14 protein-coding genes are annotated in these 13,437 nt (G+C 59.3%); 11 read left to right on the top strand and 3 right to left on the bottom strand.

Going from position 1 to position 13,437, the window contains the following annotated elements:
* Nucleotides 1-75: 75 nt before the first annotated feature.
* Nucleotides 76-972, bottom strand: coding sequence for a transcriptional regulator GcvA (locus NWV16_RS12760; RefSeq protein ID WP_260523324.1), 897 nt, complete (start codon nucleotides 970-972; stop codon nucleotides 76-78).
* A gap of 107 nt (nucleotides 973-1,079) precedes the next feature.
* Between NWV16_RS12760 and gstA the strand changes: the two genes are divergently transcribed.
* The 3 genes from gstA to NWV16_RS12745 all read left to right on the top strand — a co-directional run bounded on the left by gstA (nucleotide 1,080) and on the right by NWV16_RS12745 (nucleotide 3,094).
* The gene (gene gstA, locus NWV16_RS12755; RefSeq protein WP_260523323.1) at nucleotides 1,080-1,691 is read left to right on the top strand and encodes a glutathione transferase GstA; all 612 of its coding nucleotides are present in this window, start codon (nucleotides 1,080-1,082) and stop codon (nucleotides 1,689-1,691) included.
* 147 nt (nucleotides 1,692-1,838) lie between these two features.
* Nucleotides 1,839-2,435 (top strand): paraquat-inducible protein A, encoded by a 597-nt coding sequence (locus tag NWV16_RS12750; RefSeq protein WP_260523322.1) that lies wholly within the window; start codon nucleotides 1,839-1,841, stop codon nucleotides 2,433-2,435.
* A complete protein-coding gene (locus NWV16_RS12745) occupies nucleotides 2,432-3,094 on the top strand; it encodes a paraquat-inducible protein A (protein ID WP_260523321.1) in 663 nt (220 codons plus the stop codon). The genes NWV16_RS12750 and NWV16_RS12745 overlap by 4 nt, the downstream gene beginning before the upstream one ends.
* 10 nt (nucleotides 3,095-3,104) lie before the next feature.
* Here the strand turns inward: NWV16_RS12745 and NWV16_RS12740 are convergent, their stop codons facing one another.
* Nucleotides 3,105-3,854, bottom strand: coding sequence for an SDR family NAD(P)-dependent oxidoreductase (locus NWV16_RS12740; RefSeq protein ID WP_260523320.1), 750 nt, complete (start codon nucleotides 3,852-3,854; stop codon nucleotides 3,105-3,107).
* Between the two features lie 165 nt (nucleotides 3,855-4,019).
* Between NWV16_RS12740 and NWV16_RS12735 the strand changes: the two genes are divergently transcribed.
* The gene (locus NWV16_RS12735; RefSeq protein WP_260523319.1) at nucleotides 4,020-4,916 is read left to right on the top strand and encodes a LysR family transcriptional regulator; all 897 of its coding nucleotides are present in this window, start codon (nucleotides 4,020-4,022) and stop codon (nucleotides 4,914-4,916) included.
* Between the two features lie 113 nt (nucleotides 4,917-5,029).
* Nucleotides 5,030-6,022, top strand: a complete 993-nt coding sequence (locus tag NWV16_RS12730; protein WP_260523318.1) for a zinc-binding dehydrogenase — start codon at nucleotides 5,030-5,032, stop codon at nucleotides 6,020-6,022.
* 6 nt (nucleotides 6,023-6,028) lie between these two features.
* Here the strand turns inward: NWV16_RS12730 and NWV16_RS12725 are convergent, their stop codons facing one another.
* Nucleotides 6,029-6,955 carry a LysR family transcriptional regulator gene (locus NWV16_RS12725; protein WP_260523317.1) on the bottom strand — a complete coding sequence of 309 codons (927 nt, stop codon included), beginning with the start codon at nucleotides 6,953-6,955 and terminating at the stop codon, nucleotides 6,029-6,031.
* 101 nt (nucleotides 6,956-7,056) lie between these two features.
* Between NWV16_RS12725 and NWV16_RS12720 the strand changes: the two genes are divergently transcribed.
* The 6 genes from NWV16_RS12720 (at nucleotide 7,057) to NWV16_RS12695 (ending at nucleotide 13,373) form a co-directional block, all read left to right on the top strand.
* Nucleotides 7,057-7,896, top strand: coding sequence for a type 1 glutamine amidotransferase domain-containing protein (locus NWV16_RS12720; RefSeq protein ID WP_260523316.1), 840 nt, complete (start codon nucleotides 7,057-7,059; stop codon nucleotides 7,894-7,896).
* A gap of 246 nt (nucleotides 7,897-8,142) precedes the next feature.
* A complete protein-coding gene (locus NWV16_RS12715) occupies nucleotides 8,143-9,003 on the top strand; it encodes a putative selenate ABC transporter substrate-binding protein (protein ID WP_260523315.1) in 861 nt (286 codons plus the stop codon).
* On the top strand, nucleotides 9,000-9,797 hold the full coding sequence (locus NWV16_RS12710) for a phosphonate ABC transporter ATP-binding protein (protein WP_260523314.1): 798 nt from the start codon (nucleotides 9,000-9,002) through the stop codon (nucleotides 9,795-9,797). Before NWV16_RS12715 ends, NWV16_RS12710 begins: the two co-directional genes overlap by 4 nt.
* Nucleotides 9,791-10,618 (top strand): PhnE/PtxC family ABC transporter permease, encoded by an 828-nt coding sequence (locus tag NWV16_RS12705; protein WP_260523313.1) that lies wholly within the window; start codon nucleotides 9,791-9,793, stop codon nucleotides 10,616-10,618. The genes NWV16_RS12710 and NWV16_RS12705 overlap by 7 nt, the downstream gene beginning before the upstream one ends.
* Entirely contained in the window at nucleotides 10,615-11,376 is a 762-nt protein-coding gene (gene phnE, locus NWV16_RS12700) for a phosphonate ABC transporter, permease protein PhnE (RefSeq protein ID WP_260523312.1), read from the top strand. The genes NWV16_RS12705 and phnE overlap by 4 nt, the downstream gene beginning before the upstream one ends.
* A gap of 236 nt (nucleotides 11,377-11,612) precedes the next feature.
* Entirely contained in the window at nucleotides 11,613-13,373 is a 1,761-nt protein-coding gene (locus tag NWV16_RS12695) for a KAP family NTPase (protein ID WP_260523311.1), read from the top strand.
* The last annotated feature ends 64 nt before the right edge of the window (nucleotides 13,374-13,437 follow it).

Below are 13,437 nucleotides of genomic sequence, written 5' to 3'. Positions count from 1 at the left end.
GGGCCTGTACCGGGAATGTGTCCGGATACCGCCGCTTGTTAACTCACTGTGTACGAAGGCGGGATTGATACACGCTCATACAACTCTCACCACCTGCGACAGCCACTGCCTGAACGCGACAATCTTTTTCGAACCGGCGTTTTCATGGGGCGTGACGAAGTAGAAACCCGAGTCGGACTTGAGCCGCAAATCAAATGGCGCCACCAGTCTTCCGGCCCGCAAATCGTCCTCGACATAGGTCGATCGCCCGATGCACACGCCCTGCCCGTCAATCGCCGACTGCACCGCCATCATGGCCAGGTCGAAAGTCAGGCGCGGGCCTTTGGCCGATGGTGGCGGTTGACCTGCGGCGTTCAGCCAGGCGCTCCAGTCATCGGCGGTCTGCCCGCTGACGTGCAGCAAGGTGTGCCGGGCCAGATCGGCCGGCGTTTTGATCGGATCCGGCCCGGTGAGCAAACGCGGGCTGCACACCGGGAATATCTCGTCGGCCATCAACCAGTCGGCACGCAGTCCCGGCCAGTTTCCGTTGCCGTAGCGGATCGCTGCATCGATGTCACCCTTGCGAAAGTCCACCAACTCCGTGGACGCACTGATCCGCACATCGATCTCGGGAAACGCCTCGCGAAAGAACGGCAGGCGCGGCAACAGCCATTTCGACGCCACCGACACCAGAGTGCTGATCGTCAGGACGCTGTGGTTGTTCGTCTCCCGCAAACGCTCGGTCGAATGGCGCAGTTCCATGAACGCCGAGCGAACACCAGGGAAATAAGCGCTGCCCTCTTCCGTCAGCGCCAATCCGTCCTTCAAGCGCATGAACAGGCGCACGCCGAGTTCATCTTCAAGGCGACGGATCTGATGGCTGATCGCCGTTTGCGTGACGTTCAGCTCTTCGGCGGCGCGGGTGAAACTCAGGTGTCGGGCCGCGCATTCGAAGGCTCGCAATCCATTGAGCGACGGTAGTCGGGTGAGCATGGGGTTTCTTCAGTCCATGAGATTTTGTCATACGCTAGCACTGCATATGTCCTTTGCGAAGCCTCTCCAAAATCCCGGATCCTGGGCTCTCACTTGAAGGAGAACCCATGAAACTGTACTTCGCACCCATGACCTGCTCGCTGGCCCCGCACATTGTGCTGCGGGAACTGGCGCTGCCGTTCGAACTGATCCGGGTCAACAACCAGACCAAGCGCACCGCCGATGGCCAGGACTTTCGCGAGATCAATCCGAAGGGCTACATGGCCGCGCTGATGCTCGATAACGGCGAGGTGCTGACCGAAGGGCCGGCGATTCTGCAATACCTCGCAGACCTCGTGCCCGGTCATGCGCTGGCCCCGGCCAATAGCACCTGGGAGCGCTCGCGTCTGCAGGAGCACCTGAATTTCATCAGTTCGGAAATTCATGGCGGCAGCGCGCCGTTGTTCAGCAGCGAAATCCCGGAATCCACTAAAACGCTCTTCAAACACAAACTCTTCAAACGTCTGGATTACCTGAACCGCATCATTGTGACCCAGCCGTTTCTGATGCAGGCGTTCAGCGTGGCGGATGCCTACTTGTTCACGGTGCTGAAGTGGTTGCCGACATTCAGCATCGCCATCGAAGACTGGCCTGCGCTGGCGAACTACATGACGCGTATCGCCGAGCGGCCCGGCGTGCGGATTGCAATCGCCGCAGAGGAAGCCACGCAACCGGTCTGAAGCGTCCGGTTGCGTGGTCGTTGCCCGGGGCCGGATTCGGCGCGGCGCAGCGGCAGACCCAAGGTGCGTATCGGGAGGTGACAGTTGTCGGATGCCTCAACGCGCCTATATTGAAGAAAGTTCCAGCCGTCCCCCACCGAGCGCCCCATGGCCACAACCGAGCACCTGATCATCTGCGAGCATTGCGATTGCGTGTATGAAAAGTCCACGCTCGTCGCTCATCAGAAAACCCTCTGCGCTCGCTGTGGCGGCGTGCTCCAGCGCCACAACAACCTGAGCGTGGAGCAACGCCTGGCCCTGAGTTTCACTGCGGCCATGCTGTGGCTGTTCGCCAATTTCTACCCGGTGATGAGCATCAGCATGCAAGGCCTGAAAAACAGCGCAACCCTGTGGGATTCGGTGCTGGCCCTGAGTCAGGGGCCGATCACCTTCATGGCGATGGTGGCGGCGATCTCGATCATCATCGCCCCGGCCTTTCAATTGGCGTTATTGATCTGGGTGCTGAGCTTCGCCCTCGCCTCGCGCCGTTCGCCGGCCTTCAAACTGTGCATGCGCTGGCTGGAAACCCTGCGGCCCTGGAGCATGCTGGAAGTGTGTCTGCTCGGAGCGATGGTGGCGGTGTTCAAACTGGCAGGCATGCTCGATGTAATCCCCGGTATCGGCCTGTTTGCGCTGGCCGTGCTCAGCCTGTTGCTGATCCGCATCGCCGGACGCGACATACGCGATTTGTGGGACATTCTATGAAGCGTCCGCCGACCGCCAGCGAACTCAACCTCTGCCTGTGTCACAGCTGCGGCCTGGCCTGCGACATGACCGACGAACCGCACCACTGCCCGCGCTGCGACGCGCCGCTGCACCGGCGCAAGATCAATTCCCTGGCCCGCACCTGGGCCTACATGTTCGCCGCCCTGGCGTTTTACGTGCCGGCGAATCTGCTGCCGGTGATGAACACCGTCATGCTCGGCAACGGCGCCGACAGCACCATCATGAGCGGCGTTCTGGAATTCTGGGCACACGGCGCGTGGGACATCGCGCTGATCATCTTCATCGCCAGCATCGCGGTGCCGGGGATCAAGTTCATCGCCCTGACGCTGCTGCTGATCACCGTGCAACGGGACAGCCACTGGGCGCGCCGGGAACGTTCGAAGCTGTATCGATTCGTCGAGCTGATCGGCTATTGGTCGATGCTCGATGTGCTGGTGGTCGCGCTGGTGGCGGCGCTGGTGAAATTCCAGGCGCTGGGGGATATCGAGCCGCGACCGGGGATTCTGTTTTTCGGCCTGGTGGTGGTGTTCACCATGCTTTCGGCCATGAGCTTCGACCCGCGCCTGATCTGGGACAAGGCGCCCGCCGAAGAAACAGACGAACCCCGACACTCGAACGAACAAGTGCCGGGGCATTGATTGACGCCAATCAGATCTGCGCGGTGCCGCCGTCGACAAACAGTTCGATGCCGTTGACGAAGCTGCTGTCATCCGAGGCCAGGAACAACGCAGCCTTGGCAATCTCGCTCGGTTCACCCAGACGCCCGATCGGCACCACCGACGCCAGTTGATCGAACAGCCCTTGGGTGTGTTCTGCCGGCACCAGACCTGCCAGACCCGGGGTGCGCACCGGACCGGGGCTGATGGCGTTGACGCGGATGCGCCGCGGTTTCAAATCAAGCAACCAGGAGCGGGCAAAGTTGCGCACCGCGGCTTTGCTTGCGCTGTAGACGCTGAAGTTTTCCGTGCCCTGCACCGAGGTGGTCGATGAAGTCAGCAGGATCGAGGCGCCATCGCGCAGCAGCGGCAGCGCTTTCTGCACGGTGAACAGCGTGCCCTTCACGTTGGCGTCGAAAATCCGGTCGAAATGCTCTTCGGTGATCGCCCCCAGCGGCAGCATGTCACCGCCCCCGGCGTTGGCGAACAGAATGTCGAGGTGCCCGGCCTTCTCGGCGATCTCGCGGTAGATGCGATCCAGATCTTCCAGCTTCGCCACGTCGCCCTGAATGCCAATGGCACGCGGGCCGATGGCGGCGACCGCTTTGTCCAGTTCGGCCTGACGACGGCCAGTGATGAAGACGGTGGCGCCCTGGGCGACGAACTCCTGCGCCGAGGCCAGGCCGATGCCGGTGGTGCCGCCAGTGATCAATGCGATTTTGCCTTCAAGTCTGTTGCTCATGATGAATCTCCAGTAACCGTGTTGAGGAAGGTGACGGGTCGTAGGTGAGCCGTTGAAAGCGACTTTAGGCCGATGGATTGATTTGAAAAATCCGCAAAATCGGTTTTGTTTGTACACAGACATGCACAATACTCAGCACCGACTTCAATCCTTGAGTGCAGCCCGATGAATCAGTTACTGGCGATCCGCGTGTTTGCCCGCGTCGTGGAAAGCGGCTCGTTCACCAAAGCCGCCGACTCGTTGAACCAGCCGAAAACCACGGTCAGCAAACTGATCGGGCAACTGGAAAGCCACCTCGGCGTGCGTCTGCTGCAACGCACCACCCGGCGCCTGACCGTCACCGCCGACGGCGCCTCCTATTACCAGCTGACCCAACAACTGCTGCATCAACTGGACGACATCGATCAGGGTTTCAGCCAGGCCCAGGGCCTGCCCCGTGGCCGGATCCGCGTGGACATCGGCGGCTCTACGGCGACCATGTTGGTGATTCCTGAGCTGCCGAAGTTCTTTGAGCGTTATCCGGACATTCAGGTGGACCTGGGCGTCAGCGACCGCCCGGTGGACCTGATCAGCGAGCGCGTCGACTGCGTGATTCGCGGTGGCCCGCTGACCGAACAGGCCCTCGCCGTGCGCCGCCTCGGCGAAGTGTCCTGGACCACCTGCGCCACGCCCGACTATCTGCAGCGCCACGGCACGCCGATGCATCCGCTGGAATTGGCCCGACATCAAATGATCGCCTACCGCTCGGCCTCCACCGGGCGCATCCTGCCGGCGAACTTCCAGCGCAACGGCGAACGCCATCAGATCGAAGGTAAAGGCCTGGTCAGCGTCAACGAAAGCAACGCGCATCTGGCGGCCGGGCTCGCCGGGCTGGGGATCATCCACACCTTCAGCTACACCGTCAGGGCCGCCCTCGAGCGTGGCGAACTGGTGCCAATCCTCACCGACTGGCGCCCGCCGGCCTACCCGTTTCACCTGCTGTACCCGCCGAACCGGCATTTGAGCAACCGTGTGCGGGTGTTTATCGATTGGCTGGTGGAGCGATTTGCGCAGGTTGATTAAGGCGTTGCGGGGCATAGCTGATTTTTACGCAAAACACCTTTGACCCAAGGCCGGTTCTTCTCAGGTCCGCAGACCAGGATACTGACGGCCATCGAAATCATGGGAACCGCACAATGCAAACCGATTACGCAGCTTGGGCCTGGACGTCCGGCCAAGGGCTGGATGGCCTGACACTGACCCGCAAAACCCTCGTGCAACCCGGCCCCGGCCAGGTGCTGGTGGCCAATCGCGCCATCGCCCTGAACCCGGTGGACTGGAAAATCATCGAGTGGGGCCATCCCGCATGGAGCACCGGGCGTGTGCCGGGTGTCGACGGCATGGGCGTAGTGGTCGCGGCCGGCGCCGGCGTGACGCTGCAACCCGGCAGTCGCGTGGCGTATCACCAATCATTGGCGAGCGATGGCAGCTTCGCCGAGTACTGCCTGCTGGACGCCGCCACCGTACTGTCGGTGCCCGCCGCGCTCGATGATGCAACTGCCGCATCGCTGCCCTGCCCCGGATTGACCGCATGGCAAGCCGTGGAGAAAGTCCCTGCCGGCGAGGCCGCTGATGTGCTGGTGATCGGCGCCGGCGGCGCGGTTGGTCTGCTGCTGGTGCAACTGGCGGTGCAACGCGGCTGGCGGGTCTGGGCGACCGCGTCCGGCGCGCATCATGCAAAACTCAAATCCTTGGGGGCGGTCGGCGTATTCGATTACCGCGAACCGGACTGGAAAACCGCACTCACCGCCAGCCTCGGCGAGCGCCGTTTGCACGCCGTGTTCGACACGGTCAGCGGCGCTCACGCAGCAGAAATGGCCAGCATGCTGGGCTACAACGGTCATCTGGTGTGCATTCAGGATCGTCAGGAAACCGCGCCGGTTCCGGCGTTCAGCTCTGCGATTTCGCTTCATGAAGTGGCGTTGAACAGCTACCACACCCACGCCAGCCTGCAGGGTCGCCAGACGCTGCGCCGCAACGGCGAACAGCTGCTGCAAGCCCTGCTCGACGGCAGCCTGATCGGCCCGGCGCTGCAAACGTTCGACTTCCGCGAACTGCCCCAGGCTCTGCGCGCCTTGAAGGACGGCGCCGGTGGCGGGAAATGGGTGGCGCGCCTTCCCTTCGTATGAAGCGCGTCAGTCGAGGCCTTCCCTTGCGCCTTGACTGACCTCCCGGGTCAGACAATCAATCAGCGCCCGCGCCGATGCCGACAGCTGCCGATGTGGCGGGTAGATCACCGAGAACGGTCGGGAGCGCCCGCCCGACTGTTCAAGCAATCGCACCAGCCGCCCGCTTTCGATCCGCTCGCGGACGATGAAGTCGTAGGTCTGGCAGATGCCCAGCCCCTGTTCCGCCAGCGACACGATCCCCAATACATCGTCGGACACCTGGATATTGGCGCTGGGCAGCCATTCGCGATCTTCGTTCTGTTCACGAAACAGCCACGGCCCGACGCGGCCGGTGCTGGGCATCACGAACGGCAGGCACGCATGCCGCTGCAGATCGTCGACACTTTGCGGCGTCCCGGCCCGTTGCAGATAATCCGGCGCGGCAACCACACACAAACGCGCATCTTCCAGCTTGCGCCCGATCAATCCGCTGTCCGGCAGCGCGCCCAACCGAATAGCCAGGTCGTATCCTTCGGCCACCAGATCGACGTTGCGATTGCTGATACTCAACTCAACGCGCACTTGCGGATATAGCCGGGTGAATCGGGCAAGCATGGCCGGCAAACGATAGTGACCGTAAGTGGTCGGCACGCTCAGGCGCACACGGCCACTGAGTTCACCGTCCTGCCCCTGGATCGTGCGCTCCGCATCATCGATCAGGCCGAATGCGGCTCGCGATTGTTCCAGATACAACACACCGGCATCGGTCAGGCTCAAGCGCCGCGTAGTGCGCCGCAGCAACTGCACGCCCAGACGCGCTTCAAGTCGCGAAATCGCCCGGCTGACCACCGACGGCGTGGTTGCGAGAAACACCGCACCGGCGCTAAGCGAACCCTTTTCCACCACCGTAACGAACACTTCGACGTCAGCCAGATAATCGAATCGGCGGCTCATCTTGATCTCCAGAGAACAAATTCTTTGCTTTGGCGAGAGTTTATCGCCGCCATGAGCATCAATACAGTGAGCCGCACTTTCCTTCACATTCTGGAATCGCCATGCGCTCATTCACTCGCCTTGCTTTCGCCTTGTCTCTCTCCGTTGCCGCGTTGAACGCCCAAGCTGCCAATGTGCTGGTGGTGCTGTCGGATTCCGACCATCTCGATCTGAAAGACGGCAAGGTATTCAGCACCGGTTTCTACCTCAACGAGCTGATGCAACCGGTCAAACTGCTGCTCGATGCGGGCCACACCGTGACCTTCGCCACCCCGACCGGCAAGGCGCCGACGCTGGACCGGTCCTCCGACGACAAGATGTATTTCAACAATGACGTCGCGGCCCTGCAGACCCACAAAGCGCTGCTGGACCAACTGAAGATCACCTCGCCCGGCGAGTCGCCGGTCATCAGCCTCTCGCGGGTCGAGCAAGTCGGCTATGACCATTTCGATGCCGTCTACATTCCGGGTGGCCACGCACCGATGCAGGATCTGTTGCACAGCCAGGCGCTGGGCAAACTGCTGAACGACTTCCATCAAAAAGGCAAAACCACAGCGCTGGTTTGCCACGGCCCGATTGCGCTGCTGTCGACCCTGACGGATCCGACTGCATTCACCCGGCAACTGGAAACCGGCAAAACCACAACGGCGAACAACTGGACGTATGCCGGCTATAAGTTCACCGTCATCAGCAATCAGGAAGAAGAGATCGCCAAAGGACTGCTGAACGGCGGCACGATGAAGTTCTACCCGCAGACCGCGCTGGAAAAAGCCGGCGGTGTATTCAGCAGCAACACTTCGGCATGGGCCAGTCATGTGGTGGTTGATCGTGAACTGATAACCGGGCAAAACCCGGCGTCTGCACTGGGTGTCGGCAAGACGCTTGTTGAACGATTGAAGTGATTGCCGGTTCCGGGCCCGATACTGGTCGGGGTTTGCCCGGGCTGACGTCATCGTGAGCTGGCTCGCTCTCACACTGGAACGCGTACTGCTGTGGGACCGAGCATGCTCGCGAAGGTGAAGGTTCAAACACTGCAAACTCATGGACATCCCCAACAAGTCCCCCGTTTCGGCTAACCTGACGGTGCACACGATGACCTTTGCCCCAGTCGGCGCATCGTTCCTGAAGCCCACGAAACGGAGAATTCCATGCTCAAGCGAACCCTGGCCCTGACCGCAGGTCTGGCCCTGTCCCTTACCGCCGTGCTGGCGCAAGCCGCCGACGTGTTGAAGGTCAGCGCAATCCCCGATGAAGCCCCGACCGAACTGCTGCGCAAGTTCGAACCGCTGGGGGCTTATCTGGAGCAGCAACTGGGCATGAAAGTGCAGTTCGTACCCGTGGCCGACTACCCGGCGGTGGTCGAAGCCCTGGCCACCGACCGCCTCGATATGGCGTGGCTGGGCGGTTTCACTTTCGTTCAGGCACGGCTGAAAACCGACGCCACCACCCCGGTGATCCCGCTGGTGCAGCGTGAACAGGACGCGCAGTTCACCAGCAAATTCATCACCGCCGACCCGAACGTGAAAAGCCTCACCGACCTCAAGGGCAAGACCTTCGCCTTCGGTTCGGTGTCGTCCACCTCCGGCAGCCTGATGCCGCGCTACTTCATGCTCAAGGACGGCATCAAACCGGAAACCTACTTCAGCCGCGTCGGCTACTCCGGCGCCCACGACGCCACCGTCGCCTGGGTGCAGGCCGGCAAGGTCGATGCCGGTGTGCTGAACGCCAGCGTCTGGCAGAAACTGGTGGACGCCGGCAAGGTCGACACCAACAAGGTCAAGGTCTTCGCCACCACCCCGGCCTACTTCGATTACAACTGGACCGTGCGCGGCACCCTCGACCCGGCGCTGGCAGCGAAGATCAAAAAAGCCTTCCTCGCCCTCGACCCGGCCAACCCCGAGCAGAAGAAAATCCTCCACCTGCAGGCCGCCAGCCGTTTCATCGAAACCAGCCCGGACAACTACAAAGGCATCGAAGAAGCCGCCCGCGCCGCCGAACTGCTGAAATGACCCTGAGCCTCAAGCAAGTCGTCCTGCACCACGCCAACGGCGTCGAAGCCCTGCGTGGTGTGGATTTGCAGATCAACAGCGGCGAGCAGGTGGCGATCATCGGCCCGTCCGGCGCCGGCAAGTCGAGCCTGCTCAACCTGTTGGCCACCGCCATTCGGCCCAGCCGTGGCGACATCGAGGTGCTGGGCCAGCGGGCCTGGCATTTGTCCGCCCGCCAGCGCCAACGCCTGCGCGCCAGAATCGGTCTGGTGCATCAGGCACCGCCCCTGCCGCCCCGGCAACGGGTGGTGACGGCGGTGCTGGCCGGCAAGCTCGGGCAATGGAGCCTGGGCAAAAGCCTGATCAATCTGCTGCACCCGCTGGACATCCCCGGTGCCCGCGCCGCATTGGCGCGGCTGGATCTGGCGGACAAACTCTTCAGCCAGTGCCAGCAGCTTTCCGGCGGCCAGTTGCAGCGCGTGGGCATCGCTCGCGTGCTGTATCAGGCGCCGGACGTCTTGCTGGCGGACGAACCGGTGTCCGCCATGGACCCGGTCCTCGCCGGGCATACCCTGACCGTCCTGTCGCGCCATGCCCGGGAGCACAACGTCACCCTGGTGGCGAGCCTGCACGCGGTGGAGCTGGCGCTGGCGCACTTCCCGCGCATCATCGGTTTGCGTGAAGGGAAGATCCTGTTCGATTGCCCGTCCGATCACGTCAGCCACGACATGCTCGACAGCCTGTACGCCAACGAACAACTGCAATCCCCGGCGCCGACCGTGACGCCGCTGATTGTGCAGATTCCACGATGCTGAGTACCGACACCCGCGACCCCGCCGCCTGGCCGCGCCTGCTGTTGACCCTGCTGGCGATTGCGCTGTTGTGGCCGGGCATTCAACTCAGCGAACTCGACCTCGGCGTGTTGCTGCACGCCGACAGCCAGAGCGAAATGGGCCGCTTCGTCGCGACCTTCTGGCCGCCGGCCCATGACCGGGACTTTCTGCAACTGCTGCTCAAGGCCACCCTGCAAACCCTGGCCATCGCCACGGCGGGCATGGCTTTGGCTCTGGTGTTGGCGATACCCGCCGGCCTGCTCGCCAGCCGCGCCTTGTCGCTGTCCGCCGCGTCCCACGGTGGCCGTCCGAGCCTGTTGGGCCGGTTGCTGCGCTGGCCGGTGCGGGGCTTGCTGATCTTCCTGCGCAGCGTGCCGGAAATCGTCTGGGCGCTGCTGTTCGTGCGCGCCGTGGGCCTCGGCCCGGCGGCGGGCGTGCTGGCGATCGCCATCACCTACAGCGGCATGCTCGGCAAGGTCTACGCGGAAATCTTCGAATCCACCGACCAGCGCCCGGCCCACGCCTTGCTCCAGGCCGGCAGCGGCCGCCTCGCCAGTTTCGCCTACGGCGTGCTGCCCAACGTGGCGGCGGAACTGCTCTCCTACACCGTGTACCGCTGGGAATGCGCGATCCGCGCCTCGGTGGTGATGGGCTTCGTCGGCGCCGGCGGCCTCGGCCAACAGATCGACCTGTCGATCCGCATGTTCGCCGGCGGTGAAGTCGCCAGCATGCTGCTGACCTTCCTGCTGCTGGTGCTCGGCGCCGACCAACTCAGCCGCCTGCTGCGCTGGAGACTGACATGAAGCGCCTGATCAACACGGCGCTGATCCTCGCCATCGTCTTCGCCGTCATCGCCTCGTTCGCCTACCTGGGCCTCAACCTCGAAGCCCTCGGCAGCGCCGACAGCCTGAAACAGATGGGCAGCTACGCCCATCGCTTCCTCAGCCCCGACCTCAGCGCCGGTTACCTCAACGCCATCCTCCACGGCGCCCTGGAAACCCTCGCCATGTCCGCCCTCGGCACCCTCCTCGCCGCCGTGCTTGGGCTGCTATTGGCACTCCCCGCCGCCGGCCGCTTCGGCTGGCCATTACAAAGCACCGCCCGCCTGCTGCTCAACGGCCTGCGCGCCATACCGGAACTGGTCTGGGCCGCCCTGATGGTCTTCGCCGCCGGCCTCGGCCCCAACGCCGGCACCCTGGCTCTGGCCCTGCATACCACCGGTGTACTCGGCCGCCTGTTCGCCGAAGCCTTGGAAAACACGCCACCGGAACCGGCGGAAGCGATTCGGCTGCAAGGGGGGAATCCGGTTGTGGCGTTCTGTTATGGAACGTTGCCGAACCTGGCGCCGCAGTTGCTGGCGTATTGTTTGTATCGGTGGGAGAACAATATCCGGATGGCCAGCGTGCTGGGGTTTGTCGGCGCTGGAGGGCTGGGGCAGATGCTGTACGTGAGCTTGAGTCTGTTTCAGGAGGCGCAGGCGGGGACGGTGATTTTGGCGATGTTGGGGTTGGTGTTGGGGGTGGATTCGTTGAGTGCTTGGAGTCGGGGGCGGTGGGTTTAAGTGTAGGTTACATGGCCTATGATACTGATCACAGTCAGGTATTCGACAGGTTCGCTATCAGCCAGAAGCGGTCACTAGACTGTGTAGAGAGCAGAGTAGATACAGCCTTATATTTTTATTCGAAACCACCTTGGTGGTAAATCGGCGTTCGATAGGCGTCTTTACTGAGGCAAGCATCACGTATTGTGTAGAAGAAAATTTGCAAATTCTCTAAAAGGGCTTACTGAGAGGTTCCAATGTCAATTGCTAAAGTTGAAAAGGCACTATGTAATTTTGCTGCTAGAGAGTCAGCCACAGCAATCGTTCTCAAGGGGGAATGGGGAACGGGTAAAACTTATTTTTGGAATCAGGTAGTCAAGGCTAATTTCAAGTCTTTCTCGCGAAAAAAATATTCTTACATTTCGCTGTTCGGTTTAAATTCACTAAGTGACCTTAAACGTTCAATTTTTGAAAACACTGTACCATGTTCTAAAGCTGGTGACATCGTCACCAAGGAGTCAGTATTTGAAAACTTGAGAAAGCTAGATATAAGTGATGCAGCAACGGGATTTCGCAAGCTATTAAACTTTGGAAAAGAGGCAAAAATTCCTTATTTCGGCAGCTTTGGTGGTGTTGTTGATTCAATACAGTTTGCTCTCATTAGCGACACGATCATATGCATTGATGACTTCGAACGTAGAGGCAGTGGCTTATCCTCTCGCGATGTGCTGGGACTGATATCTGGTTTGGTTGAAACTAAAAATTGCTCAGCAATCTTAATCCTGAATGAAGGATCACTAGAGCAAGATGATGAATTTTTTTCTTTTACCGAAAAGGTGTTTGATTACGAAGTTAATTTTTCGCCCTCCGTTCAAGAGTCAGTGAAGCTTGTATTTGACTCGACAGGAACGGAGCGCGAGGCAGTGGCGAAAAATGCAATTAAATTAAAAATCAACAATATTCGATTACTAAAAAAAATCGAGCTATTTTCGAAAGTTCTTGACGATATATTGAAAGATACTCACTCGAGGGTGGTTGAGCAGGCTCAAAGCACTTTGCCGCTTGCAGTTTTTGCTATATACGGAGGAGGCAAATGCAAAGTAGACATTGATTTCATATTGCGATATCAAGGTGGTCTCGCTTCCTATTTACAAGATAATGCAAACGCCTCGCCGGATGAGCTGGAAACTAAGCGTCTCGCTCGAGAAAAGAGCATTTATTTAGACGAGTATGGCTTTGGGAGATGCGATGAGTTTGACGCCGCCATTATTGACCTCGTTAAAAAAGGATATGCCAATGATGACATATTAAAAACTCTTATCGATGAATTAGAAAAAAAGATAAAGCACGAGACTGATATCGCTCTGCTAGGGCACGCTTGGGATTTATTTCACGCCTCCTTTTCCAATAATGACGCAGAGGTATTAGAAGCATTCGAATTAGCTATATCCAAAGCACTGCAGCACTTTACTGTAAACGATCTTGACTCTGTAGCTGCAATTTATTTCGAATTAGGCCGAAAAGACTTCATACTCCCAGCAATTGACAAATACTTTTCTAAAATATTTCCAAATCAAAACATTAAGCAAAAAGATGATATTTTTCACTGGCCTCGCAATGAATATATTTCGCAAAAGCTAGATGAATACTTTGATAGTTTAACCATTAAGGGCAACCTGAGCGAACTTGTGCGCGCAGTCATACAAAACTCAAGCTTTCCTGATGGAGACCTTAGAAAAAGCATTGCTCAAAAAACAGATGATGAATTTTATTATTATTTTAACAGCCTGAATGGCAATGATTTCACTCGCTGCGCAAGAGCATTACTAAAGTGCGGAGAGATCCAGTCTCATGACAAAGATATCAGTGACGACTATATCAATATATTTATAAAGTCTTATAGCGCATTATTAAAGCTCTCAGCACTTACGCCGCTAAACGCTATACGCATGAGCAAATTTAGAGCTTATGAAGCAATTTACAATAAGCACGTAGAAGACCATAAGAACAAAAATTAAGATAAACTTAATCACTTTCAGCCCCTTTCGTTAACAGCAAAACCAGAATCACTTTTCAAGAAAC

It is taken from the genome of Pseudomonas sp. BW7P1, from assembly GCF_024981055.1.
In the GTDB taxonomy this organism is placed as follows: Bacteria; Pseudomonadota; Gammaproteobacteria; order Pseudomonadales; family Pseudomonadaceae; genus Aquipseudomonas; species Aquipseudomonas bananamidigenes.
The sequence above is the reverse complement of the archived record's forward strand: the minus strand, read 5'-3'. Positions and strand labels throughout refer to the sequence as shown.